The sequence below is a fragment of the Mesobacterium pallidum genome, assembly GCF_019966535.1.
Classification (GTDB): Bacteria; Pseudomonadota; Alphaproteobacteria; order Rhodobacterales; family Rhodobacteraceae; genus Mesobacterium; species Mesobacterium pallidum.
In genome coordinates this window covers 67,242-93,445 of the sequence record NZ_JAIMID010000001.1, presented here as the reverse complement: position 1 = coordinate 93,445, position 26,204 = coordinate 67,242, and the positions used below count along the sequence as shown (strand labels likewise).

The 26,204-nt window shown below is 69.8% G+C and carries 13 protein-coding genes; 6 read left to right on the top strand and 7 right to left on the bottom strand.

The window, feature by feature from the left end; translation table 11 throughout:
- Positions 1 to 57: 57 nt before the first annotated feature.
- Positions 58 to 1,446 (bottom strand): pyridoxal phosphate-dependent decarboxylase family protein, encoded by a 1,389-nt coding sequence (locus MF270_RS00380; protein WP_238363866.1) that lies wholly within the window; start codon positions 1,444 to 1,446, stop codon positions 58 to 60.
- Positions 1,447 to 1,635: 189 nt separating this feature from the next.
- Between MF270_RS00380 and MF270_RS00375 the strand changes: the two genes are divergently transcribed.
- The 6 genes from MF270_RS00375 to MF270_RS00350 all read left to right on the top strand — a co-directional run bounded on the left by MF270_RS00375 (position 1,636) and on the right by MF270_RS00350 (position 17,208).
- Positions 1,636 to 2,970 carry an oligosaccharide flippase family protein gene (locus MF270_RS00375; RefSeq protein ID WP_238363865.1) on the top strand — a complete coding sequence of 445 codons (1,335 nt, stop codon included), beginning with the start codon at positions 1,636 to 1,638 and terminating at the stop codon, positions 2,968 to 2,970.
- Positions 2,971 to 3,110: 140 nt separating this feature from the next.
- The gene (locus MF270_RS00370; protein WP_238363864.1) at positions 3,111 to 9,521 is read left to right on the top strand and encodes a type I polyketide synthase; all 6,411 of its coding nucleotides are present in this window, start codon (positions 3,111 to 3,113) and stop codon (positions 9,519 to 9,521) included.
- A complete protein-coding gene (locus tag MF270_RS00365; protein WP_238363863.1) occupies positions 9,521 to 10,543 on the top strand; it encodes a glycosyltransferase family 2 protein in 1,023 nt (340 codons plus the stop codon). Before MF270_RS00370 ends, MF270_RS00365 begins: the two co-directional genes overlap by 1 nt.
- Before the next feature lies 1 nt (position 10,544).
- Positions 10,545 to 15,158: a MupA/Atu3671 family FMN-dependent luciferase-like monooxygenase gene (locus MF270_RS00360; RefSeq protein WP_238363862.1), complete on the top strand. Its 4,614-nt coding sequence runs from the start codon at positions 10,545 to 10,547 to the stop codon at positions 15,156 to 15,158.
- The gene (locus MF270_RS00355; protein WP_238363861.1) at positions 15,155 to 15,922 is read left to right on the top strand and encodes a 4'-phosphopantetheinyl transferase family protein; all 768 of its coding nucleotides are present in this window, start codon (positions 15,155 to 15,157) and stop codon (positions 15,920 to 15,922) included. The genes MF270_RS00360 and MF270_RS00355 overlap by 4 nt, the downstream gene beginning before the upstream one ends.
- Positions 15,919 to 17,208, top strand: coding sequence for a GumC family protein (locus MF270_RS00350; protein WP_238363860.1), 1,290 nt, complete (start codon positions 15,919 to 15,921; stop codon positions 17,206 to 17,208). Before MF270_RS00355 ends, MF270_RS00350 begins: the two co-directional genes overlap by 4 nt.
- 283 nt (positions 17,209 to 17,491) lie before the next feature.
- Here the strand turns inward: MF270_RS00350 and MF270_RS00345 are convergent, their stop codons facing one another.
- From MF270_RS00345 to MF270_RS00320, 6 genes are all read right to left on the bottom strand, one after another.
- Complete coding sequence (locus tag MF270_RS00345) at positions 17,492 to 19,363, bottom strand: hypothetical protein (protein ID WP_238363859.1); 1,872 nt, start codon at positions 19,361 to 19,363, stop codon at positions 17,492 to 17,494.
- 213 nt (positions 19,364 to 19,576) lie between these two features.
- Complete coding sequence (locus MF270_RS00340) at positions 19,577 to 21,670, bottom strand: NAD-dependent epimerase/dehydratase family protein (RefSeq protein ID WP_238363858.1); 2,094 nt, start codon at positions 21,668 to 21,670, stop codon at positions 19,577 to 19,579.
- Between the two features lie 11 nt (positions 21,671 to 21,681).
- Entirely contained in the window at positions 21,682 to 22,665 is a 984-nt protein-coding gene (locus MF270_RS00335; RefSeq protein WP_238363857.1) for a glycosyltransferase family 2 protein, read from the bottom strand.
- Entirely contained in the window at positions 22,662 to 23,882 is a 1,221-nt protein-coding gene (locus tag MF270_RS00330; protein ID WP_238363856.1) for a glycosyltransferase family 4 protein, read from the bottom strand. The genes MF270_RS00335 and MF270_RS00330 overlap by 4 nt, the downstream gene beginning before the upstream one ends.
- Positions 23,879 to 24,820: an NAD-dependent epimerase/dehydratase family protein gene (locus tag MF270_RS00325; protein WP_238363855.1), complete on the bottom strand. Its 942-nt coding sequence runs from the start codon at positions 24,818 to 24,820 to the stop codon at positions 23,879 to 23,881. The genes MF270_RS00330 and MF270_RS00325 overlap by 4 nt, the downstream gene beginning before the upstream one ends.
- On the bottom strand, positions 24,811 to 25,923 hold the full coding sequence (locus MF270_RS00320) for a Gfo/Idh/MocA family protein (RefSeq protein ID WP_238363854.1): 1,113 nt from the start codon (positions 25,921 to 25,923) through the stop codon (positions 24,811 to 24,813). Before MF270_RS00320 ends, MF270_RS00325 begins: the two co-directional genes overlap by 10 nt.
- Positions 25,924 to 26,204: the final 281 nt, after the last annotated feature.

Below are 26,204 nucleotides of genomic sequence, written 5' to 3'. Positions count from 1 at the left end.
AACTCCCGCCGGAGGCTCGCGCCCAGGGCGCGATTTTCTGCCCTTTCCGCAGAGGCGTCAGAGGAGGGCGCGGATGACCTCTCCGGCGGTGGTGAAATCGCGTTCCTCGGACAGGAACTGGCCGGCGGTGAAGCGGATCACCAGGCGGCCGTCCAGGCGGGTCTGTGTCAGGTAGATGCGGCCGTCGTCGTTGATGCGGTTGATCCAAGCCTGCACCGCGTCATCGTCGCCGTCGCGGAGGGCAAAGGAGAAGAGGGCAAGGACCGCCTCGGAGGTGATCTCGATCCGGGGGTCGCTGCGCAGGCTCTCGCAAAGGGCGGCTGTCCAGTCGACGTGGTTGCGGATCATCGCCCGCAGCCCCTCCATCCCGTAGGCGCGCATCAGGAACCAGAGTTTCAGCGCGCGGAAGCGGCGGCCGAGCGGGATCGACCATTCGGAATAGTTGATGATCCCGTCCGCGCCGTGGGTCTTGAGGTACTCGGGCTGGATGGCCAGCGTGCGGGTGAGATCTTCGGGGGAACGCAGGAAGTGGGCCGAGCAGTCGAACTGCGCGCCGAGCCATTTGTGCGGGTTGAAGACGACGCTGTCGGCCTCTTCGATCCCGGCCCAGAGGTCGCGGTACTCGGGGCAGATCATCGCCGTGCCGGCCCAGGCGGCGTCGACATGGGTGTAGAGGTCGAAATCGCGCGCCACGGCGCAGGTGGCCGCGATGTCGTCGCAGGCGCCGACGCCCGTGGCGCCGGTACAGGCGATGATCCCGGCGGGAAGGTGGCCGGCGGCGAGGTCGCTTTCGATCGCGGCGCACAGGGCGGCCGGGTCCATCGACCGCAGCTGGCCCTGCGTGGGGATGCGGACGAGGTTCGCCTGGCCGATCCCGGCGATCCAGATCGCGCGGTCGATCGAGGTATGCACCTCGGCCGAGGCATAGACGCGGATCGCCTTCTGCCCCGGCAGCCCGTCGCGGTTGCCCGCCCAGCCCAGCGCCCGTTCGCGCATGGTCAGCACCGCCGCCAGGGTGGCCGAAGAGGCGCTGTCCTGAATGACGCCGGGGAAGCCTTCGGGCAGGCCGAGGCCCTGGCGCAGCCAGTCCATCATCCGCGTCTCCATCTCGGTCGCGGCGGGCGAGGTCTGCCAGAGCATGCATTGCGCCGCCACCGTCGAGGCGAGGTATTCCGCCAGAACCGAGGCCGGCGCCGCGTTGGAGTTGAAATAGGCAAAGAACCGGGGATGCTGCCAATGGGTCATCCCGGGCATCACGATCTCGTGGAAGTCCTGCCAGATCGCCTCAAGATCCTCGGCCGCCTCGGGGGCGCTGCCCGGCAGCGCGCGCAGGATGTCGCCGGGCCGGGTCTGCGCCCGCACGGGGCGATCCCGCAGGCTGGTGTGATACTCGGCCGCCCAATCCGAAACCCGGGCGCCCCAGGCGGGGAAGTCCTGCCAATCCATCGCATCGTCTCCCTGATGTTGTTAACCTGTTAACGGCTGAGCAAGGTGCAAGCAACCGGGGCTGTCGCTGCGTCAAATGTGGCAAGCGCCGCATTTTGGCCGCATTTCGCTGGCAGCACGCGGCAACCTGGGGCCATATTCGCCCTGAGATTGGTTAAAGGGTTTGGGCTCGTGGGTGCCTTTGCAAAATTGGCAGGTGGCCAGTCGTTGCTGGCCCGGGTGGTCCGCTCTTCGGCGTTGACCGTCGCGGGGTTCGGCGCGAGCCAGGTGATCCGCCTGGCGTCCAACCTGATCCTGACGCGGCTGCTGTTCCCGGAGGCCTTCGGGATGATGGCGCTGGTGTCGATCCTGCTGCAGGGGCTTGGGCAGTTCTCGGACGTGGGCGTGACCCCGTCGATCCTGCAATCGAAGCGCGGCGACGATCCGAATTTCCTCAATACCGCCTGGACGATCCAGTTTACCCGCGGGCTGCTGCTGTGGATCGTGGCCGCCCTGCTGGCCCAGCCCATGGCGGTGTTCTACGACGCGCCCGAGCTCACCGCGATCCTGCCCGTGGCGGGGATCACGCTGTTCCTGGCGGGGATGAACCCGACCAAGCTGGACACCGCCAATCGCCACCTGATGTTCGGCCGGGTCACGGCCATCGACATCAGCGTGCAGCTGATCGGGATCATTGCCGCCGTGACGCTGGCCTGGATCACGCAGTCGGTCTGGGCGCTGGTCTGGTCGCATATCATCGGCGCGACGGCGCATCTGCTGCTGCTGAACCTCTTCCTGCCCGGCATCCGCAACCGGTTCACCTGGCACCGCCACTGCGCGCAGGAACTCATCCGCTTCGGCAAGTGGATCTTTTTGTCCACGGTCGCCGGGTTCCTGTTCTGGCAGGCCGACAAGATCCTGATCGGCAAGTACCTCGCGCTCGACACCTTCGGGGTCTACAACATCGGCTACTTCCTCGCCTCCTTCCCGATGCTGCTGGGAGGGATGCTGACGCGGCGCCTGCTGATCCCGATCTACCGCGAATTGCCCCCGACCGAGAGTCGCGCGAACTTCCTCAAGCTGCGCCGGATGCGGGTGGCCGTGACCGGCGGGCTGTTGGCCATCATGGCGCTGATTGCCCTGTCGGGCGTCTGGCTGGTGGGCGTGATGTACGACGACCGCTATGCCGCCGCCGGGGCCGTGGTCGTGCTGCTGGCCTGCATGCAGCTGCCGCAGGTCGTGGTGCTGACCTATGACCAGGCGGCGCTGGCGGCGGGCGATTCCTTCCGCTTCTTCATCCTGACGGCGGTCAAGGCGGCGGCGATGATCGCGGCGCTGATCATCGGGCTTGAGACAGCGGGCCTGTTGGGCGCGCTGCTGAGCCAGGGCATCGCCATGGTGGTGATCTACCCGGTCACCGTCTGGCTGGCCCGGCGCATGGGCGCCTGGGATGCCAAGCACGACGCGGCGGCCTTTGCCGTCGGCGCGTTGATCGCCGCAGCGGCCATCGCTCTCAACTGGCAAGCGATCGCCGCGCTGGGCTGAGATCCTTGCAAGTGGCGCAACAATCCCCAGCTTGAACGGGGGAAAGACCGTGAATTCGCGCCAAAACCGCACGGGTGCCCCAAAATTTCCCCATTGTCCGGCCAATGTCGGGCATTATCGACCGTGACGAGTATGGGTGCATGACGGATCAGACACCGCCCGGAGAAGCCGGCGCGAATGATATCGCGATCGTCGGCATGGCTGCGCATCTGCCGGGTGCGCAGATAGTTGACTCGTACTGGGCGAACCTGCGCGACGGCATCCGTTCGATCCGCAAGCTGACCGAGGACGAGATGCGTGCCGCCGGCGTGCCCGAGCACCTGCTGCGCCACCGCAACTACGTGCCCCATGCCGCGCCTCTGGACGGCGTGCCGCTGTTCGACGGAGAGTTCTTCGGCTTCGGTCCCAAGGAAAGCGCGATCCTCGACCCGCAGCACCGGCATTTCCTGGAAACCGCCTGGGAGGCGCTGGAGAGCGCGGCCCATGTCCCGGGTACCTTCCCCGGCCGGATCGGCGTCTTCGCCGGCTGCGGCCAGGGCACCTATTACTGGCAGAACATCCTGTCGAACCCCGACCTGGTGGACGGGGTCGGGACGTTCCTGCTGCGCCACACCGGCAACGACAAGGATTTCCTGTCGACCCGGCTCAGCCACGTGCTGGACCTGCGCGGGCCGTCGCTGACGTTGCAGACGGCCTGTTCGACCTCGCTTGTGGCGGTGCATTACGCGTCGCAGGCACTGCTGACCTATGAATGCGACATGGCGCTGGCGGGCGGCGTGACCATCGAGTTTCCCCAGCACCACGGCTACCTTTACAAAGAGGGTGAGATCTTGTCGCCCGACGGCGAATGCCATGCCTTCGACCACCGCGCGCAAGGCACGGTCTTTGGATCGGGCGCGGGCGTGGTCGTGCTGCGACGGCTGGCCGATGCCATTGCGGATGGCGATCATATCTGGGCGGTCATCAAGGGCAGCGCGGTCAACAACGACGGGTCCGACAAGGCCGGCTACCTCGCGCCCTCGGTCGGCGGCCAGGCCGCGGCGATTGCCGAGGCGCAGGCCATCGCGGGCATCAGCGCCGAGACGGTCGATTACGTCGAATGCCACGGCACGGGCACCTACCTGGGCGACCCGATCGAGGTCGCCGCCCTGACCGAAGCCTTCCGCGAGACGACGCAGGCCACGGGGTTCGCCCGCATCGGCAGCGTCAAGACCAACATCGGCCATCTCGACACAGCCGCCGGGGCCGCCAGCCTGATCAAGACCGCCCTTGCGCTGCACCACAAGCAGATACCCCCGTCGCTGGGGTACGAGGCGCCGAACCCTGCCATCGACTTCGACCATAGCCCCTTCCGCGTGAACGATACGTTGACGCCCTGGGTCAGCCATGCAGGCCCCCGCCGCGCGGGCGTGAACTCCTTGGGCGTGGGCGGCACCAACGCCCACGTTGTGCTTGAGGAAGCGCCGCAGCGCATGGCGAGCGAGCCCAGCGACTGGCCCTTCCAGCCGCTGGTGATCTCTGCCCGATCAAAGGGCGCGCTCGACGGCAATGGCGAGCGGCTGACAGACTGGCTGAAAGACAACCCGACGGCCGACCTGGCCGATGTCGCCTGGACCCTCAAGGCGGGCCGCCGCGCGATGGAGCGGCGGCGCGTCCTCGTGGCGGACGATCCGGCCGACGCCGCCGCGCAGCTGGCCAAGATGGACCCCCGCCGCGTCTTCACCCACCAGGCGATGGCCGACCCGGATGTCGTCTTCATGTTCCCCGGCGGCGGCGCGCAATATGCCGGCATGGCCCGCGATCTTTACGAGACCGAGCCGGTGTTCCGCGACTGGATGGACCGGGGCCTTTCGATCCTCCAACCCCGGCTCGACTACGACATCCGCGCGCTCTGGCTGCCCGACGGCGACACCGCCGAGGCGGATGAGCGGCTGAAAACCCCTTCGGTCCAGCTGCCGCTGATCATGATCACCGAATACGCGCTGGCCCAGCTGTGGATGAGCTGGGGCGTCACCCCCGCCGCCCTGATCGGCCATTCCATGGGCGAGAACACGGCCGCCTGCGTCGCGGGCGTGATGTCCTTCGAGGATTGCATCGCCCTCGTGCACCTGCGCGGACGGCTCTTCGACACGGTGCCCGCGGGCGGCATGCTCTCGGTCTCCCTCCCCGCCGCGCAGCTGACGCCCTACCTTGGCGACACGCTCGACCTCGCCTCGGTCAACGCCCCGGCCCTGTCGGTCGCCTCCGGGCCCCAGGCCGCGCTCGACGACCTGGCCCAGCGCCTCGCCGCAGATGGCCACGACAGCCAGCGGGTGCAGATCGACATCGCCGCGCACAGCCGGATGCTGGACCCGATCCTCGAGGATTTCCGCGGCTTCCTGCGCGGCCTGACGCTGTCCAAGCCGCAGATTCCCTTCATCTCGAACCGCACCGGCGACTGGATCACCGACTCCGAAGCCGCCTCCGCCGACTACTGGACCGCCCACCTGCGCGGCACCGTGCATTTCGCCGACGGCCTGACGACGCTGGCGCAGGAGGACGACCGCATCTTCCTTGAGGTCGGGCCGGGCAAGGCGCTGTCCTCGCTCGCGCAGGCGCATGACCGGATCACTGCCAACCAGGTGATCGGCACCCTGCGCCACCCTGGCGACGCGATCGCGGACGACAAGTATTTCGTGCTGCAACTGGCCCGCCTCTGGGCCGCCGGCGCGAATTTCGACTGGGACCAGATCTGGGCCGGCGCGCGCCGTAACCGGCTGGTGCTACCGACCTACGCCTTCCAGCGCGCGCCCTATTTCATCGACCGGCGCGAGGCGCAGACCGCCCCCGCCGCCGAGTGGCTGCTGCGCAAGGACGAAATCGCCGATTGGGGCTGGGTCCCCGCCTGGCGCCCGCGCCTCGCCGATTGCCTCGTCGACACGGGCGGAGACCTCTCGGACGCCCCCCGCCAGACCTGGCTCGTCTTTGCCGACGACACCGGGCTCGGGGCCGCAGTCATCCGCCGCCTGCGCGCCGCAGGCCACCACGTGACCGAGGTGCGCACCGGCGATGCCTTCGCAAAGCTTGGCCCCGATACCTACAGCCTCTCGCCCGAACGCGGCCGCGAAGGCTACGACCAGCTCATCGCCGCCCTGACCGGCGCCGGCATCACCCCCACGAGCATCGCGCATTTCTGGCTGACCACGCGGGCCGAACGCTTCCGCCCGGGCTCGTCCTTCTTCCACCGCAACCTCGAACAGGGGTTCTTCTCGCTCCTGTTCCTCGCCCAGGCGATGGCCGAGGAAAACCTGCCCCCCGCCCATATCACCGCCGTCACCACCGGCGCGGCGCAGGTGCGGTCCGAAGCCCTACCCTACCCCGAGAAAGCCACCATCGCCGGCCCGATCCGCATGATCCCGCGCGAGATGCCGGGCATGACTTGTGCCTCGCTCGACGTGGTCCTGCCGGACGCGCCCCGGCGCGGCATCCCGGACATGGGGCCGCTGGCCGAACAGGTGCTCGAAGACCTCCTCGCCACGCCCGAAAGCGCCACGGCCGCCTTGCGCGGGGCAAAGCGCTTCGTACAGGACGTGACGCAGAAAAAGCTCCCCGCCGCCGACCATACGCTCCCTGACGGAGCGGTCGTCCTGCTGACCGGCGGCTTCGGCGGCATCGGCCTGACGCTGGCCGAGGACATGATCGCGAAGCACGGCGCCAGGATCGCCCTGCTGTCCCGCACCCCCCTGCCGGATCGCGCCGAATGGGATGCCCACCTGCGCGCGCGCGGACCCGCCGATCTCGTCAGCCGCCGCATCGCCGCCGTCCAGCGGCTTGAGGCGCGGGGCGGCACCGTCCTCGTAGTGGCCGCCGACGTCTGCAACATCGAGGAGATGCGCGCGGCGCTGGCGACTATCACCGACCAACTCGGCGCGCCCGACGCGCTCATCCACGGCGCGGGCGTGATCGACGACGCGCCCCTGATGACCAAGACGCAGGCCAGCGTCGAGGATGTCTTTACCCCCAAGATCCACGGCCTTCAGGTGCTCGACCAGCTGTTCCCCGACGGGGCGCTCAAGCTGATGGTGCTGTTCTCGTCCTCCTCGACCGTCACGGCCCCGGCGGGCCAGGTCGATTACGTGGCCGCGAACGAATACCTCAACGCCTATGCCCGGTCGCGCAGCGGCGGGCAGACCCGCGTGACGGCGATCAACTGGGGCATCTGGGCGCACGTCGGCATGGCCGCAGAGGCCGTCGCCCAGCGCCGCGGCGAGACGCCCCTCGCGCCCGAGGTACCCGTATCGCAGCCCCTGCTGCGCGCTGCCACCTTCGACGCGGCCGGCAACCGTCGCTTCACCGGCACGCTGGGTCCGGACGACTGGATCATCGGCGAACACCGCACGGCAGAGGGCCTCGCCCTCTTGCCCGGCACCGGCTACCTGGAACTCATCGCCGAGGCGCTCGAGGCGCAGGGCGAGAGCGGCGGGTTCACGATCCATGACCTCTACTTCCTGCGCCCCTTCGACGTGGACGCGGGCCCCAAGTCCCTGCGGATCGAGCTGCACCGCAGCGACGCGGGCTACGACGTGGAAATCCGCTCGGAGGCCACGGTGGCGGGTCGTTCTGGCTGGGCGCTGAACGCGCAGGCGCAGGTGAGCCTTGCGCCCGAACCCGCGACCGCGCCGCTGGACCTTGCCGCCCTGCGCGCCCGCATCCCGGTGACCGAGGCCGCACCGGGCGAGACGCTGACGTCCCCGCAAGAGGCGCACCTGGCCTTCGGTTCGCGCTGGCGTGTCCTGCGCGCCCAAGGCACGCAATCCGGCGAAGGGCTGGCGCGACTGGTCCTGCCCAAGGCCGCATCAGCAGACCTGAAAGACGGCTTCCGCCTGCACCCCGCGCTCCTTGACCTCGCCACCGGCTGGGCGATGGACCTGATCCCCGGTTACACCGGCGACCGGCTCTGGGTGCCGCTGTCCTACGGCACCGCCCGCATCCACGCGCCCCTTCCCGCGGAGGTCTGGAGCCATGTGCGCCTGGCCGAGAGCACCGGCAGCACGGCGGCCTTCGACATCACCCTCTCCGCGCCCGATGGCACGGTGCTGGCCGAGATCGCGCGCTTTACCATCAAGCGGCTGGACGGGGCGCTGGCAATCACCCCGCCCCGCGCCAACGAGCTCAGCTACGATCCCTCGACCGACACGGCGCAACCACTGTCCCCGGCCGAGGAGCGCCTGCACCACAACCTCGAACAGGGCATCCGCCCGGACGAGGGGCCGGAAGCCTTCCGGCGCGCCCTCGCGCTCAACCTGCCCCAGGTGGTCGTCACCTCGCTCGACCTTGCGGCCCTGCGCGACCAGGCGGCGCAGACCGACAGCGACGGCGCGGGCGGCCAAAGCTTCGAGCGCCCCGAGCTCGACAGCGATTACGTCGCGCCCGAGACGGATATCGAACGCACCCTCGCCGGGTTCTGGCAGGACCTGCTGGGCGTCACGGATGTGGGGGTCGAGGACAGCTTCTTCGACCTTGGTGGCCATTCGCTGATTGCCGTGCGGCTGTTCGCGATGATCAAGAAGGCCTACCGCGTCGACTTCCCCATCTCGGTCCTGTTCGAGGCGCCGACGATCCGGTCCTGCGCCGCGCTGATCGAGGAACGGGTCGGCCCGCAGGACACCTCGGGCGAGGCGCCCAAGGCGCAGGCGCCGCGCCGCCGCTACACCCACCTCGTGCCGATGCACGAGGGCGAAGGCGGGCCGAAGACGCCGTTCTTCCTGGTCGCGGGCATGTTCGGCAACGTGCTGAACCTGCGCCACCTCGCGCACCTCCTGGGCACCGACCGGCGGTTCTACGGCCTCCAGGCGCGCGGGCTGCTGGGCGATGCCGAACCGCATCGCGACCTCACAGAGGCCGCCACCGATTACATCGCCGAGATGCGGCAGGTGCAGCCCCGTGGCCCCTACCTGCTGGGCGGCTTCTCGGGCGGCGGGATCACCGCCTACGAGATCGCGCGCCAGCTGGAAGCGGCGGGCGAAGAGGTCGCGCTGCTGGTCATGCTCGACACGCCCTTGCCGCAGCGCCGGCCGCTGGCCCTGCGGGACCGCATGGTCATCCAGTGGCAGGAACTCACGTCGCGAGGTCCGCTTTATATCGCCGCCTGGGCCATGAACCGCATCCGGTGGGAGATCTCGAAACGCCGCGATATGCCTGTGGACCAGCCCGCGACGGGCTTCCACGACGCGGCGATCGAGGCGGCGTTCTACGACGCCATCGCCCGCTACCAGGTCCACGACTGGGCCGGGCCGCTCAAGCTGTTCCGCCCGCCGCTGGTCGGCAAGTGGCAGGTGGCCGAGGGGCGCTGGGTCAACTCGGAACGCACCTACGTGACACCCGACAACGACTGGTCGCTGCACGCGCCGAACCTCGAGGTCTTCGAGGTGCCCGGCGATCACGATTCCATGGTGCTCGAGCCCAACGTGCGCGTCCTCGCCGCGCGGATCGCCAAGTGCATCGCGGCGGCCGAGGCACGGATGCCCAAGCTCGCACCGCGCTGGGACAATGCCAGCCAGGCGGCTGAATGATGCGCGATCCCGTCGTCCTTACCGTGATCCTGAACTGGCGCACGCCCGACATGACGCTCAAGGCGGCCGAGGCGGCCCTGCGCGCGATGGAAGGGCTGCGTGGCGAGATCACCATCGTCGACAATGCCAGCGGCGACGGGTCCTTCGAGAAACTGCGCGCGGCGGTCAAGGAGCGCGGCTGGGACCGGGTGCGCGTGCTGCAATCGGGGCGCAACGGCGGCTTTGGTGCGGGCAACAACCACGGCATCCGCGCGGGGCTGCGCGACGGGTCGCGGCCCGATTACTACTACATCCTGAACTCCGACGCCTTCCCCGCGCCGGACGCGATCCGCGTGCTGGTCGACTACCTCGAACTGCACCACCACGTCGGGTTCGCCGGCAGCCATATCCACGGCCCGGATGGGCAGCCGCACCTGACCGCTTTCCGTTTCCCGTCCATCGCGTCGGAATTCGAGGGCGCCGTGCGCTTCGGCCCCGTCTCGCGCCTACTGAGACGCCGCCGCGTGCCGATGGACCTGCCGACGCTCTCGCGCCGGGTCGACTGGCTGGCCGGCGCCTCGCTGATGATGCGCGAACCCGTGCTGCGGCGCATTGGCCTCTTCGACGAGACCTATTTCCTTTACTTCGAGGAAACCGACCTGTGCCTGCGCGCCGCCCGCGCGGGCTGGATCACCCATTACGTGACCGAAAGCCGGGTCGAGCACATCGGCTCCGTCTCGACCGGGATGAAGGAATGGCGCGAGGTGCCGGGCTACTGGTTCGACTCGCGGCTTTACTACTTCGTCGCAAACCACGGGCCGCTGACGGCCGCGCTGGCGACAACGGCGCACCTGGCGGGCGGTCTGCTGTGGCGGCTGCGCGCCACGCTGCAACGCAAGCCCCGGCAGGACCCGCCGGGCTTTCTGCGACAGCTCTTCGTTCACGATCTGAAGGCCGGGGCAAAGGCGCTGCGCGACCGTCTTGCCAAGGCCGCCGCGGGACGCCGGATGGCGTCTTCTCCCTCGGATGCAAAGGATGTCTGACATGACCCTCAACGCGATCCTCTTCGGCAATCAAAGCCTCACGATCCAGTGCGGCGACCATTGGCTGTCGCGCGGCCATACGCTGGCGCATGTCGTGACGCGTGACGGGGCCGTCGCGGCCTGGGCGCAGGGCAAGGGGATCGACGTGCAGGCGCCGGGGGCCGGTCTGGCCGACAGGCTGACCCGCGTCGATTGGCTGCTGTCGATCGCCTACCTGTCGCTGATCCCCGCGGACGTGCTGGCGCTGGCCGGAGGCGCGGTGAATTTCCACGACGGCCCGCTGCCGAAACACGCCGGGCTCAATGCGCCGGTCTGGGCGATGCTCGAAGGGGACCAAACCCATGGCATCACCTGGCACATGGTCACGCCCGGCGTGGACGAAGGCGACATCCTCGTCCAGCGCACCTTCGAGATCGGGCCGGCCGAGACGGCGCTGACACTGAACACCAAGTGCTACGAACAGGCCATCGGGTCCTTCCCCGCCGTGGTCGAGCAGCTCGAGCATGGCGCGCCGAATGTCCGTCCGCAGGACCTCGGCCAGCGGACAGAGCACCAGCGCGCCGACCGGCCGTCGGCCTTCGGGCTGCTGGATTGGAGCCGCAATGCGGCGGACCTCGCCCGGATGGTCCGCGCGCTGGATCACGGCGATTACGCCAACCCGCTGACCACGCCCAAGATCCGCGCGGGCGGTGTCTTCCGCGTGCTGTCGGCCGAACTGGCGACGGGCACCGGCGCCCCCGGCACCGTGCTTGCCACCGATCCGCTGACCATCGCCTGCGGCACCGGCGCCCTGCGGCTGGAGTTGGACGACATGCCCGAGGTGCAGGTCGGGGACACCCTGCCCCCGCTGACCGCATCGGACCGCCTCGACCTCGACGAAGCGCAAGCCGCCATGGCGGCGCAGGAGCCGAAATGGCGCAAGGCGCTCGCCGCGATGCACCCCGTCGCCCTGCCGTTTGCGCAAAGCGGCGCGGCCGATCACCGTTCGCGCGCGCTGACGCTCAAGACCACGCCCGACAGGGCCGCGGCGCTGGCCGCGCTCTGGGCCCTGCGCGCCGCCGGAGAGGAGACCGCCGCCCTCGCCTGGCGCGGACCGAAACTGGCCAAGGCCCCGGCGGGTTTTGCCCTGCCCTGGGTGCCCGTCACCGCCGAGGCCATCGCCGACGCGACCGTCGAGGCCATGACCACGCGCCTGGCCGAGACCCTCGCCAGGGCCGAGGCGCAGGGCCCCATCGCCGCCGACCTCATCGCCCGCGACCCGGCGCTGGACGGCACCGTCCCCGCCATCGGCATCCGCCGTGACGGTGGCACCGGGCTGATCCCTGGCACCGTGCTAACCGTGGTGCTGACCGACACCGACGCGACCCTCGCCTGGGACGCCGGCCGCCTGCCGCAAGGCATGGCCGAGCTCATGGCCGAACGCCTGGATGCGCTCGCCACCGCCGAGCCCAGCACGCTGGTCCGCGACCTGCCCACCATGGCAAAGGCCGAGCGCGAGCTGGTCCTGCATGGCTGGAACCGCACCGGCAAGCCCTATGACCCGGCCTGCATCCACACCCTGTTCGAGGCGCAGGTGGCCCGCACGCCCGACGCCACGGCCGTGGTCTTCGAAGGCACCGCGCTGACTTATGCGCAGCTCAATACCCGTGCCAACCGCGCGGCCCATGTGCTGCGCGACATGGGCGTGGCGCCCGGCACGCTGGTGGGCCTGTCGACGCCCCGCAGCCTCGAGATGCTGATCGGCGCGCTGGCGATCCTCAAGGCGGGCGGCGCTTACGTGCCGATGGATCCGGCCTACCCGGCCGAGCGCGTGGCGCTCTTCATCGAGGACAGCGCGGCGCCGGTGATCGTCACCACCTCGGCCACCGCACTGCCTGCCCACTCTGCACAAGCGCTGGCGCTGGACACCGATCCGCGTCTTGGCGCTGCGCCCGACACCAACCCGGCCAGCGGCGTCGGCCCCGCCGATCTGGCCTACATGATCTACACCTCGGGCAGCACCGGCCGCCCCAAGGGCGTCATGGTCGAACACCGCAACGTGGCGAACTTCTTTGCCGGGATGGACGACCGCATCCCGCACGAGGGCGGCACCTGGCTGTCGGTCACCTCGCTCAACTTCGACATCTCGGTGCTGGAGCTGTTCTACACCCTCGCGCGTGGCTTCAAGCTGGTCCTCAGCAGCGACGAGAACCGTGCGCTGGTCTCGTCGGGGCAGCTTGGCACCTCGGACCGGGGGATGGAGTTCAGCCTTTATTATTGGGGCAACGACGACGGCAAGGGGCGGGACAAGTACCGCTCCCTGCTCGAGGGCGCGCAATTTGCCGACACCCATGGCTTTACGGCGGTCTGGACGCCCGAGCGGCATTTCCACGCCTTCGGTGGCCCCTACCCGAACCCATCGGTCACCGGCGCGGCGGTCGCGGCGGTGACGCAGAACCTCTCCGTGCGTGCGGGCTCCTGCGTGGCGCCCCTGCACCACACCGCCCGCATCGCCGAGGAATGGGCGGTCATCGACAACCTCACCAACGGCCGCGCGGGCCTGGCCATCGCCAGCGGCTGGCAGCCCGACGATTTCGTCCTGCGCCCCGAGAACACGCCCCCCGCCAACAAGCCGGCGATGTACGACCAGATCCGCGACCTGCGCAAGCTCTGGGCCGGCGAAGAGGTGGAGTTCGCCAAGGCCGACGGCACCAAGCACGGCGTGGTGACCCAGCCGCGCCCGGTCTCGGACAAGTTGCCGATCTGGGTGACAACGGCCGGCAACCCGGACACCTGGCGCGAGGCGGGCGAGATCGGCGCCAACGTGCTGACCCACCTGCTGGGCCAGTCGGTGGACGAGGTCGCGGGCAAGATCGGCATCTACCGCGCGGCGCTGGCCAAGGCCGGCCACGACCCCGACGCCTTTACCGTGACGCTGATGCTGCACACCTACCTCGCCGACACGCGCGAGGAGGCCGAACGCATCGCCCGCGAGCCGATGAAGGATTACCTGCGCTCGGCCGCCGGGCTCATCAAGCAATACGCCTGGGCCTTCCCGGCCTTCAAGAAGCCCAAGAACGTCGACAACGCCTTCCAGCTCGACCTCGGCGTGCTGACCGAGGATGAACTCGAGGCGATCCTCGACTTCGCCTTCCTGCGGTATTTCGAGGAGTCGGGCCTGTTCGGCACAGTTGACGACGCGGTGGCGCGAGTCGAGCAGCTGAAGACCATCGGCGTGGACGAGGTCGCCTGCCTGATCGACTACGGCATCCCGGTGCGGCAGGTGCTGGACGGGCTGCGGCCGCTCGCGAAGGTCGTCGAGCGGACCAATCGCGTCGGCACGATCCCCGACGACGATTTCAGCATCGCCGCGCAGATCCTGCGCCACGGGGTCAGCCACCTGCAATGCACGCCCTCGATGGCGCGGATGATCGCGATGAACCCCGAGGCGGCGCATGCGCTTTCCCGCGTGCAGACCCTGATGCTGGGCGGAGAGCCCCTGCCCGGCGCTTTGGTCCGCGACTTTGCCCGCCATACGCGGGCGCATGTGGAAAACATGTACGGGCCGACCGAGACGACGATCTGGTCCTCGACCGAAAACGCCAAGGCAGGCGACGGCGTGGTGAACATCGGCACGCCCATCGCCAACACGCAGTTCTACGTGCTGGACAACGATCAGCAGCCGGTGCCGGTCGGCGTCCCGGGTGAGCTCTGGATCGGCGGCGACGGCGTGACGCGCGGCTACTGGCAGCGCGAGGACTTGACGGCCGAGCGCTTCCGCCCCGACCCGTTCCGTGGCCAGGGCCGGATGTACCGCACGGGCGACCTGGTGCGCTGGCGGGCGGATGGCCGGATCGACTTCATCGGCCGGGCGGATTTCCAGGTGAAACTGCGCGGCTACCGGATCGAGCTGGGCGAGATCGAGGCGGCGCTGGAAGCCGCCCCCGGCGTCGCGCAGGCCGTCGTCGCCGCGCGCGAGGACGTGCCGGGCGACATGCGGCTGGTCGGCTACATCCGCGGCACGGCAAGCGAATCCGCGCTGAAATCCGCGCTGGCCGCGCAACTGCCCGCGCACATGGTGCCCGCGCGCATCGTGACGCTGGACAGCTTCCCGCTGACACCCAACCGCAAGGTCGACCGCAACGCCCTGCCCGCGCCGTCGGACGTGACGCTGGCCCAGCCCGAGGCCGACGTGCCAACGTCGGATGAGGGCATAGGCGACGACATCGCGACCCGCATCGCCGCCGTCTGGCGCCACGTGCTGGGCGTCGCGCGGGTGACGGCGAAAGACAACTTCTTCGACCTCGGCGGGCATTCCCTGCTGGCGGTCCAGGCCCATCGCGAGATCCGCGAGAGCCTTGGGGTCACCGGGCTGTCGATCACCGATGTCTTCCGCTTCCCCACGCTCGGCGCGCTGGTGAAACGGGTCGAGGCGCTTGGGCCCTCTGCCCCCGCCGCGCCTGCAGCGGCCCCTGCACCGCAGCCGGCCCCGCGGGCCGTGGTGCCTCAGCCCACGCCGCAGCCGCATCCCATCGTGCAGCCCGCCCCGCTGCCCGTCGCCGCCAACGACCGCGCCGGGGTTCGGACCGAGGCGATGGCGCGCCGCCGCGCCCTGCGACAGGCGCGGGGCGCATGAGCCCGGCCGCGCTGCATATCATGGCCGCCCCGCTGGCCGAGACCGCCGCGCTCACCGCGCTGGCGCGGCGCGTGCTGCCGGGCTGCGTGGGGCTCGGCACGGCCGACCCGACGGACCCGGCCCGCGCCCTCTGGCCCGAAGAGGCGTTGGCCATCCGCCGCGCCGTGCCGCTGCGCGCGGCCGAGTTCGCGGCGGGCCGCCGCGCCGCCCGGGCGGCCCTCGCGGCGCTGGGTCATGCCCCGGCCGCGATCCCGCGCGCGCCCGACCGCTCGCCGGTCTGGCCTGCCGGCCTCACCGGGTCGATCACCCATACGCGCCACGCCGCCCTTGCCGCGACGGCGCGGACCGCGGATGTGCTGGCGCTCGGCATCGACCTCGAGGAGCTGGCGCCGCTGCCGCCCGGCCTGCTCGAGGCCGTGACCACCCCCGCCGAGCGCGCCGCGCTGGCCGGGTGGCCCGACCGCGACCTCATGGGCCGGATGATCTTTTCCGCCAAGGAAGCCGCCTACAAGGCGCAGCACGTGCTGACCAAGACCCTGCTGGGCTTTGCCGACATGGAGGTCACGCTGGACCTCGAGGCCGGCCGCTTCACCGCCCGCCTGACCCGGGACACGGCGCCTTTTGCCGCCGGCCACGACTTTCACGGCCGGCTCGCCACCGACGCGCGCCGCATCCTGACCGCCCTGACCCTTACGGCCGCCGGAACCGACCCGGCGCACCCGCCCAGCCAAGCCGCCGCACCGGCGCGAGGACCCGAAACATGAGCCAGATCCAATCCGCCTCCGAACTGCTGTCGATGCTGCGCCGCCGGGCGTGGATCATCGTGCTGGTCACCTGCCTGGGCGCGCTTGCCTCGGTCTGGTTCGCGCTGCAACAGCCGCGGCTTTACCAATCGACGGCCGTCATCCAGATCGAAACACCCCACGTGGCCGAAGAGGTCGGGGCCGTCGACAACGATTCCCGCCGCCGGCTGCAGCTGATCGAACAGCGGCTGATGTCGCGCGAGAACCTGATCCGAATGCTCGAGACCTACGACCTGTTCGAAGGGGAAAGCGCGGCCTCGCTCAACGACCGGATCTTCGCGCTGCGGGTCTCGACCGACATCACGCAGATCATCGACGGCAACGCGGCCTGGCAGGCCGGGGCCGTGCCCTCGGGCCTGTCGATCACGGTGCGCTACGGCGATCCGCAGACCGCGGCCGACCTGGCCAATGCCTTTGCCCGTGACGCGGTCGATCTGAACCGCGAGCGTCGCACCTCGGTGGCCGAGGAAACCCTGGCCTTCTTCCAGGCCGAGGAAGACGCGCTGTCGGCCCGGATCGAGGCGCTGGAGGACTCGCTGGCCGCGTTCAAGCGCGAGAATGCCGACAGCCTGCCCGACAACCTCACATCGCTGCGCAGCCAGCTGGCGGCGCTGCGCGACAACGAGCTGGAGATCGACCAAGAAATCCTGGCGCTGGAATCGCGCACCCGGGCGCGGACCTCGGTGGTGGACCAGCAACTGGGCCTGCTGAACGACCAGAAGGCACTGATCCGCGAACGGCTGGGCGCCATCGAGACGGCGCTGGCCGCCGCGCCCGCGGTCGAGCGGCAGTTCAACATGCTGAACCGCGAGCTGCAGCGCCTGCATGACCAGAGCTCGGTCATCACCCGCCGCCGCGCCGAGGCCGAGATGAATCAGGTGCTGGAGGAACGCCAGCAGACCGAACGGCTCGAGGTGCTGGACCCGGCCCTGCCCGGCGAATACCCGATCTCGGCCAGCCGCAAGAAGCTGGCCCTGGCGGGCGTCATCGCCAGCTTTGTCCTGGGCGCGGCCCTGGCCTTTGCCGCCGAGATGATGAACCCGGTGATCCGCAGCGCGGCCCAGCTGGAACGGGCGCTGGATGTCTCGCCCGTGATCTCGATCCCGAACGTGGCCACCAAGGGCGACCGTCGCAGGCGCATGGCGACGGTGATCGGCGGGCTGATGTTGCTGCTGGCCGGCATCCCGGTGATCCTGCGCACCATTGCCGAGAGGCTGGGCCCGCTGCGCTTCCTCGGCGGGAACTGATCCCCGCCGCGCCCTGATCCAGAGGCGCGCCTGCGGCGCACGGGGTCAGCTCCCCATGGCCATGGGCCACGGGGAGCCGTTGGCGCATGTTGCGAGGACTGGAAAAGTTTGCAGGCGGGAGCGCCCGTTGCCGCGTCCCGCGCAAGACTGGGCGAACAGGATGATTGCCGCGCCGCGGCCCCGTCAGGCGCATGTTGCGTAGCGGCCCGTCAAAGGCGTATTGCGCGGCGGCCTGTCAGGGGCATTATGCGTAGCGGCACATCAGGGCCGACATGCCCCGCGATCAATAGGAATAATCGGTGGCGCCCAGCCCTTCGGCCTTGTTCATCACCACGCCCAGCAGCGGGGTCTGATCGCCCAGCCGCCGTTTGACCTCGCGGATTTCCGCGGGCTTGGTGATCCCGCCGCCCACCACCAGCAACACGCCGTCGAACTGCGGCCGGAAGGCGATCACGTCGTCGTGGAACAGCGCCGGAGGCATGTCGAAGAGCACCACGTCCGGGTTCAGCGATTCGTCGATCTCGTCCAGCAGGTCGGGCACATGGGCCGAGGACAACAATTCGGCCGCGTAGCTCTCGGCCCGGTCGTTGAGCCCCAGCGCCAGCGTGTTGCCGATGTTCATGTCATTGGCCGCCGGCACCACAAGATGGTCGCGCAGCGCGCGCTTGCCGGTCAGCAGATCGGCCATCGGGCCCGGCGCCTCGATCCCCAGCGCCTTGCCGAGGCCGGGGTTGCGCAGGTCGAAATCCATCGCGACCGTGCGCACGCTGTCCTGCCGCGACAGGGCCACGGCCAGGTTCGCGGTCACGAAGGTCTTGCCGCAATCCTTGGTGGGCGAGGTCACGGCGACGCGATGCCAACCGTTCTCTTTCAACGCGGTGATCAGCCGGGTGCGCAGGATGTCGAAGGCGACATGCGCCGGGTCATGGCGCATGGCCGAGATGACGCGGTTGTGCTCGAGCGTGCGGGAATAGAGCCTGGTGGACGGCAGGTGCGTCCAGCCACGAATGGCCGGCACCTGGGCAGGCTTCGGCGTGGCTTTCTGTTCGGCCGGAGGCGGCGTCCGCATGGTCTCGGGCTCGCGCTGGGTCGCGGGGCCGGCCACGCGGCGAATGCGGGTCGGGCGCGGCAAGACCAGCTCGGGCTCGGGCTCGGGCTCAGGCTCGGGCTCGGGCTCGGGCTCGGGCTCGGGCTCGGGCTCGGGCTCGGGCTCGGGCTCGGGAAGGCTGTCCGGGGCTTCGGCCACGGCAAGGCTGTCCTCGTCCTGATACCGACGGCCCGGCGCCGCGTCATCGACCTCGGGCTCGGAGGGCTCTGGGGCCGCACCGGCTGGCGCAGCCGCCAGGTCGGTCAGCAGCAGGGGGTCGGCCGCATCGGTCGCCGCGCGGGATGCCGGAACATCGCTCTCGGCAACGCTTTCGTCTTCCGCGCCCGGTAGACCGGGATCGCCTTGGCCCGCGCGCGGCCGCTCGGGCAATGTCAGGTGTGGCCTGTCCTCGCGCGCCGTGGCGGGTGCGGGCGCGTCCGTTGCCTGCACGGAGGCATCATCAGGCGCCGCGATCTGCGCGGGGTCCGAAGCGTCGGTTGCCTCGATCGCCTCCTCGGGCGCAGTGACCGGCAGGGTCTCGGCGGTGCCGGGCTCGGGCTCCTCGGATGCGGCAGGGTCGACAGGCGCGGGCTTGGGCGTCGGGGCGGCCATCACCATGCCGCCGGGCATCCACGACGCCGCCTGCGTCCAGGACATGTCCTGCGGCACGTGCTCGATCCGCCGGGTCTTGCGTGGCTTGGGCGCCTGCACCTCGACCCGGGCAGCCGGTCGCGTGCCATCGGGCACGCGGCGGTCGGCACCGCGGGGCACCGGCCCCTTGGTCGAGACGAGCCGCGCCTTGATCCGTTCCTGGCGGGGCAGTTTCGGCACCTCTACGGCCGGTTCGGCCTCGGCGTCGCGGACACCCTCCGCGGCGGCGGGCGATGCGGCGGCCTCGGTCTCTTCGGCCAGGTCATCGGCCGGGTCATAGATCGGCGGTAAGGTCACCTCGGGCAAGGCGTCGGCATCGCTGCCGCCACGCGCCGCACGCGCCGCACGCGCCTCGGCCTCGGCCTGGGCGCGTCTCAGCGCGCGTTTGCGCAGATATGCCTGGTGCTTTTCCATCATGGCCTAACCCCCGGACCCCGGACGTCCCCGGACCCTGCCCGAGGATGTGACACCCGTTGCCCCACGTTCAATCCCCCTGCCGCGCATTGTGATCGCGCATCCAGGGCTGCTCAGCTTTACGTCCGCCCTGTATCGCGCGGAAATCCGGCAACAATGCGTAAACAAAAGCGGCAATGATGGGGCGATTGTTCCCGGCCACCCCGATGCCCCGGATCAGAACCCGATCAGCCCCGCCTCGTCCACCGCCGCGCGCAGGAAGGCGTCGCGGTCGGTCTCGGGCTGCCAGCCCAGCACCTGCCGGGCCTGCGCATTGTCGAAGGGCGACAGGTGCGCGCGGCTTTTCCAGTCCTTGAGCGAGGGCCGGATGACCCCGTGCCGCCGCAGCGCATGTTTTTTCAGCAGCGATTTGACCGCGTCGGCCGCCCAGAACACCGTCAGGTTGCCAGGCGCCACGCGGATGCGCGCGCCAAGCCTGCGGTGGATCGCGTCGAAATAATCGCGCGCGGTCAGCATCGGCGCGCCCACCAGGTTGAAGCTTTGGCCCACGGCGTTCTCGTGCGTGGCCATGGTGACCAGCGCCTCGGCCACGTCGTCGATCAGCACGAAAGGCAGGATGTTGTGCCCGTTGCCCCAGATCCGCACCGCACTGGCGCCGTGCCAGCGGCCGATCCCCCAGTGCTGCAGCGGCCCGCCATGGCCGACCACGATGCCGGGCCGGGCGATGACCACCGGCAGACCCTTGTCGCGGTGCATCACCATCAGCCGCTTTTCGCATTCCGCCTTGGAGCGGGCGTAGAGGTTGCGGTCGGTCATGTCCTCGGCAAAGCCGGTGGATTCCGTGATCATGACCGACGGGTCCGACATGTCGTAGCTGGCGATCGTGCCGGTGTAGACGAACCGCTGCACGCCCGCATCCAGCGCCGCCTGCGCGATGCGTTCGGTCACGGCGACGTCGTTTTGCAGGCAGTCCTCCCAGGTCTTGTCGAGCGACTTGGCCAGGTCGTAGACCACCTCGATCCCCTCCATCGCACGACGCAGCCCCTCGGCATCGCGGAGCGAGACCGACATGACCTCCACGTGATCCGCGATATCGGCGAAGGGCCCGTGCGATCCGCGTGAGAGCACGCGCACGTCACGGCCCTGTTCCACCAGCTTGCGGGTCAGGGCGCGGCCGATGAAGCCGGTGCCGCCGATGACCAGCGCCGTGGGTTCGGGCGTCCGCGTGGGCCTATGGACCGGGTCGTCCCAGCCGTCGCCCACCAACGCCAGCGCATCATCGATGGCACGCATGACCGCCTCGGCCGAGGCGCCGTCGAAGCGTGCGTCCAGCCTGCCCGTCCGCACCCCGTCGTAGAAGGCCGCAAAGGTGCCAAGAAAACTGAGCCCATAGGGCGACTTGCGGTTGAGGCTTTTCACCTGCCGCCCGAGATTCACGAACCCCTCGCGCAGGTGCTGGCCCGCATCGGCCATCTGCCGCCGGAACGGGTTGACCACGAGGTCCGACGCGTTCTCGCGGCTAACCGTCAGCGCATCGGCGGCGTAATCCAGCCGCGCCATCCCGCCCGAGCCGCGCAGCACGACGGAGCGGTCATCGAAGCTTTCCACGATCTGCAGGTTGAAGGTGATGTCCACATCGCCGGCGCGCGCCACCACGCGCCAGGCCTGCGGGCGCTGGCCCGCGGCGGGCAACTGGACCGGCTTGCCGAGGGTCAGGTGCTGGACCTCGATCTCGCCGAAGAGATCCTGCGCAAAAGCGAACAGGTGCGGTCCGAGTTCCAGCAGCAGGTTCTTCGTCTCGCGCAGAAGCCACAACCCGTAGGGACCGGAGCGCAGCGGCGCGAGAGGGAAGGCCCAGGTGATCTCGGCCGAGTTGATGCGGCCCAGCTCTCCGGCCAGCATCATCGCTTTCAGCCGCTCATAGGCGGGAACGCCCAGGAAATTATGCCCGGCGGCAAAGAGCTTGCCCGCCTCTTCCGCCGCCGCGCGCATCTCGGCCACCTCGGCGGCCGAGGTCGCGACGGGCTTTTCCACCAGCACATGCACCCCGGCCTCGAGGCATTGCACCGCCAGCGCCTTGTGCAGGTGCGGCGGGGTCAGGATGTGGACGGCGTCCACCTTGCCCGACGCCAGCATCTCGGCCACATCGGTGAACACCTCGGCCCCGCGCCCGGCCGCCAGCCCTTCGGCCGCGCCGCGCGAGACGTCGCAGACCGCGGCCAGATCGACGCCCGGCGTCTGCCTGATCGCATCGGCGTGCCAGGTCGCGATGTACCCGGCGCCGATGATCCCTGCCCTGATGTTACCCATGTTCGACCCACTCACTTGTATTCGATGATCCGCATCGCCCGCCCCGCCCGGCGCCGCGCATGGAAACGCAGCATGCCGATCACGTTCGGAAGTTTCGACAGCACGAGGAACAGCGCCTGGTGCCAGCGCTGGCGCCCCATGCCTTCGCGCTTGAGGCTCTCGGCCGAGCGCCAGTAGTTCCAGGCCCAGCCTAGCGCGGCCAGCAGGGCAAGCGGCTCGATCTCGAGCCCGACGAGGAACAGCAGCGGCAGCGCGGCGCCGTAGACCCAGGCGCGCTTGCGCTCGGTGACGAAGTACTCCGGGTGCAGCCAGCCGACCTGCGCGAACCCGTGCCCGGTGCGCACCGCGCGGCGCCACCATTCGGAAAACCGCGTCATCGCCGCGTCGTGCAGGGTCATTGGCTCGGGCAGGCGCCACAGCACCCATCCGGCCTTGGCCAGCCGCACGCAGAGCTCGTCATCCTCGGCGGCGATTACCTGGGGGTTCATGCCGCCCAGGGCGTCGAAAGCCTCGGCCCGCAGCAGCATGTCGCCACCGCAGGCCGTGATCTGCCCGGCCGGACGGTGCCATTCGTGCTGCGCCATGGCGTTGTAGATGCTGGCCTCGGGCGCGATCTCGCGCCGCCAGCCGGTCACCATGCCGACGTCGGGGCGGGTTTCGAGAAAGGCGATGCCCTTGGCGATCCAGCCTTTTTCGACCCCGCAATCGCCGTCGACGAATTGGACGCAGTCGGGAAGGTTGGGCTTCAGCGCCTCGAACCCCGCGTTCCGAGCGCGCGCGGCGGTGAAGGGTTGGGACATGTCGAGTTCGACCACTTCGGCCCCGATCTGCCGGGCAAAGGCGACGGAATGGTCGGTCGAGCCACTGTCGACATAGACGATGCGATCCGCCTCGCCCTGCAGCGAGGTCAGGCAGCGTTCCAGCCGGGCACCTTCGTTGCGCCCTATGACGACGGCGGCGACCTGGTCGCGCCCGGTTTCGGGTGCGACCTTCATGACAAGTCTGGCCGTTTCGGCGGGCGCGGGCCACCGGCGGCCGCCTCGAGGAGTTGCGACAGCCGTGCGGCTTCGCCGTCCGAGGTGAACTCGGCCCGCACGCGTGCCTGACCCGCCGCGCCCATGTCGCGGGCGCGTGCGGGGTCGGACAGTACGTCGCGCAGCGCGTCGCGCAGGGCGTCTGCGTCGCCGGGCGGGACGAGCCGGCCCGAGATGCCATCTTCGACCAGTTCCGGCACGCCGGCAATGCGCGTGGTGACGACCGGCAGGCCGCTGGCCATGGCCTCCATCAGAACGACCGGGACGCCTTCGGCAAAGCTGGGCAGGACGAGGGCGTCGGACGTCGCCAGCAACTCGGCCACCTCGGACTGCGCCTTGTAGCCGACGAAGCTGACCGGCAGGCCGGTGGCGGCGGATTCCAGAGCGGCGCGTTCCGGCCCGTCGCCGACCAGCGTCACGCGCAGGCCGGGCAGGTCGAGGCCACGCAGGGCGTCGAAGAGCACCGGCAGCCCCTTGACCCCCGCCAGCCGCCCGACGAAGAGCAGGTGCAGCCCGTCGTGGTCGCGGCGCGCAAAGCGCTCCGGCTCGATCCCGCAATGGATGACATGCATCCGGTCCCAATGCGCGGGCGCGGCGAAACACATCCCCTGCGAGCGGGCGAAATCCGAGATGCAGGCCACGAAACTGGCCTGCGCGATCTTTTCGTCCAGCCGCCAGCGGATCGGTTCAAAGAAGATGTCGGGCCCGTGCAGGGTGAAGCTGTAGCGCGGCCCGCCGACCGCGTGGCAGAGCATCGCCACGGTGCAACTGGCCTTGGCGATGTGGTTGTGCAGATGGGTCACGCCGCGCCGCTCCAGGTGATCGGCCAGCACGACCGCTTCGATCAGGTAGAAGAGCTGGTAAAACAGCGGCTTCACCCCTCCGGGAGAGGTCCGCACGGCCAGTTTCAGCGCCGCCCAGAACCGCCCCGGCCGCCTCAGCGCCCGGACCAACGCGCGCAGGGTGCGGGCGGGGGATTTCGCCGCCTCGATCACATGGAAAGTCCGCGCGGCCTCTTCGCGCTGCTCGGGGCCGACGAGGTGCTCGGCCCCGGTGCGGCGGATCGAGCAGGTCTCGACCTCCCACCCCAGCCGGCGCAGGGCCGCGACTTCGCGCTGGATGAAGGTGTCTGTGGCGCGGGGGTATTCGCCGGTCAGGTAGGCGATGCGGCCGGTCATGGGGCGGCCTTTGCGGGGGCTTTCAGCGCGGCCCAGAGGTTTTCCTCGAAAGTCCCGCGCGGTGCCCAGCCCAGCCGGTCGCGGGCGCAGGCGTTGGAATAGCGCAGCGGCATCATGCGGGCGCGCAGGATGGGCGGGTGCAGCAGGCCGGGGCGGGTCTTCCACGGGGAGAGCAAGCCGCCCAACCGCTCCATCGCGGCAAAGGGCACCGGCAGCGTCACCCTGGGCCAGCCGCTGCCGCGATGGGCGGCGACGAACCGGCGCCGGTCGGGCAGGTCGCTGTCGACGATGTTGATGACGCCGTCGCCCTGCTCGGCCGCCAGCACCACGGCGAGCGCGGCATTCTTCACGTAGGTCAGCGGGATCTGGCCCTTGTCCCCGATGCGCAGCAGCACCGGGCCCAGGCCGATCCCCACATGGGCGTTCCAGCTGTGCCCGGCCCCGTAGATGGCTCCGATGCGCAGCACGCAACCGCCTCCCGCCTCGGCCAGCATCGCCTCTTGCGCAAGCTTGGCCGCGACATAGGCGTCGCGGGCCTGCGGGGCCGCCTCAATCGGGCTGCGCTCGGTGATCTCTTGCCCAGAGAGCTTGGGATCGGACGAATAGACCGCGATCGACGACGCCAGCACCACGTGCGGCCGCACCCGCGCGCGGGTCACGGCGTCGAGCAGCGCGCGGGTTCCAGCGAGCGTGTCGCGGGCCTGCACGTCCGGGTCGCCCGACATGGCGGCGGCGAGGTGGATGACCGCATCGGTGCCCAGCAGTGCATCGGCCAGCAGGCGATCCCCGGCCTTCGAGAGGTCGCATTTCACCTCTCCTTCGCCGGACCGGACCAGCCGCCGCACGGTATGCCCGCGCGTGCGGGCGGCGGCGACCACGTGGCGGCCAAGAAAGCCGTTCGCGCCGGTCACCAGCAGTTTCAGCGGGGTCACGCCCATGGCATCGGCTCCATCGGGGCGCAGCGCGAGGCAATGGCGATGTCGCCGGCGCCGGACTGGATCGCCAGCGTGACCTCGGTCAGGTGCAGGGCGAAATCGGCGCCGATCCGGCTGGGACGTCCGGCCGCCAGCGCCTCCAGCATCTCGGCCGGGCCGAGGGCGAAGTTCATCGAGGCCGCGCCCCAGCGGCCGACCTTCGGGTGCGTGACACCGCGCGGCTTGATCCGCCGCGCCAGCGGGCTTTCCAGCAGCCGCCGCCGGATGCGCAGCCGCTTGCGGTAGCGCACGGGGGCGGCATTGTCCCAGGCCTGTGCCACCTCGAGCACGCCATCGTCGCCGATCACCCGGATGCGGTGATCATGCGGCGCGGCGATGGAACAGGTCAGCCGCGCCACGGGGCCGGCCTCGAAGAACAGAGTGCCGACCGAGAAATCGGGCGTGCCGTAGGGGCCGCCCTCCTTGTCGGGGTACAGCTCGGCCGAGGCGGCCACGACCCGCGTAACGCTGCCGAACATGGCGATCAGCCAGGTCAGGTAATAGCCCGCGTGTTCCAGCGTGCAGCCCACGGCGAATTCGTCGGCGGCCGGCCAGGGCGCGCCGCTGTCGCTGCGCCAGTCCTTGTAGGGCGCCTGCGGGATGAAGCCGTCGTCAAGCTCGGCATAGACCAGCCGGGGCGTGCCGGCGGTGCCGTCGCGCACGGCGCGGGCCAGCAGCTGCGCCGCCTCGCCCAGCGCGGAACAGGGTGCGCTGCCAAGGGCAAGGCCCGCCGCCTGTGCCTGGTCGCAAAGCGCCTTCGCCTCGGCAACGTCCATCGCCAGCGGTTTCTCGGAATAGACGTGGTGGCCGGCAGACAGCGCCGCCTGCGTCACCGCGAAATGCGACGCGGGGTTGGTGAGGTTCAGCACGACCCCGCCCTTGGGCAGACGGTCGTGCAGGTCGGCCTCGGACGCGGCGGGCGGGACACCCCAATGAGCGCAGAAGGCCGCGAGCCGTGCGGCGTCCCGGTCCCAGGCGCAATGCACCGCGATGTCCGGAAAGGTCCTGAGCGAGGACATGTAGAGATCGGCGACGAATCCACAGCCGATCAAGGCGACGCCGCTCATGCCATGGCTCCGCCGCGCGGGGCACAAAAAGCCCTGGCGACGCGCAGCCGACCCTTAGCTTGCGCGCGAAATGACATGAAAAGACGACCCTGAACTCGTGATGTGACTGCACGCAGAGGTTATAAGGCATTTGTGGCAATATGTGGGCGCCGGCACGTTGACAGGGCGTTTTCGATGCGGCGCCATAGTGCTGCCGCTTTCCCGTGCGAGGGAAGCGGCGATAACGTCACGTGCTGGTTTCAAGAGGGTCGAGCCGGTGGAATTCCGATTCGGACAAACGG

Bases quoted from the DNA above. Each gene is read 5' to 3' on its own strand.
- MF270_RS00380 (WP_238363866.1), bottom strand. From the start codon at position 1,446: ATGGATTGGCAGGACTTCCCCGCCTGGGGCGCCCGGGTTTCGGATTGG.
- MF270_RS00370 (WP_238363864.1), top strand. From the start codon at position 3,111: ATGACGGATCAGACACCGCCCGGAGAAGCCGGCGCGAATGATATCGCG.
- MF270_RS00365 (WP_238363863.1), top strand. From the start codon at position 9,521: ATGCGCGATCCCGTCGTCCTTACCGTGATCCTGAACTGGCGCACGCCC.
- MF270_RS00360 (WP_238363862.1), top strand. From the start codon at position 10,545: ATGACCCTCAACGCGATCCTCTTCGGCAATCAAAGCCTCACGATCCAG.
- MF270_RS00355 (WP_238363861.1), top strand. From the start codon at position 15,155: ATGAGCCCGGCCGCGCTGCATATCATGGCCGCCCCGCTGGCCGAGACC.
- MF270_RS00350 (WP_238363860.1), top strand. From the start codon at position 15,919: ATGAGCCAGATCCAATCCGCCTCCGAACTGCTGTCGATGCTGCGCCGC.
- MF270_RS00345 (WP_238363859.1), bottom strand. From the start codon at position 19,363: ATGATGGAAAAGCACCAGGCATATCTGCGCAAACGCGCGCTGAGACGC.
- MF270_RS00340 (WP_238363858.1), bottom strand. From the start codon at position 21,670: ATGGGTAACATCAGGGCAGGGATCATCGGCGCCGGGTACATCGCGACC.
- MF270_RS00335 (WP_238363857.1), bottom strand. From the start codon at position 22,665: ATGAAGGTCGCACCCGAAACCGGGCGCGACCAGGTCGCCGCCGTCGTC.
- MF270_RS00330 (WP_238363856.1), bottom strand. From the start codon at position 23,882: ATGACCGGCCGCATCGCCTACCTGACCGGCGAATACCCCCGCGCCACA.
- MF270_RS00325 (WP_238363855.1), bottom strand. From the start codon at position 24,820: ATGGGCGTGACCCCGCTGAAACTGCTGGTGACCGGCGCGAACGGCTTT.
- MF270_RS00320 (WP_238363854.1), bottom strand. From the start codon at position 25,923: ATGAGCGGCGTCGCCTTGATCGGCTGTGGATTCGTCGCCGATCTCTAC.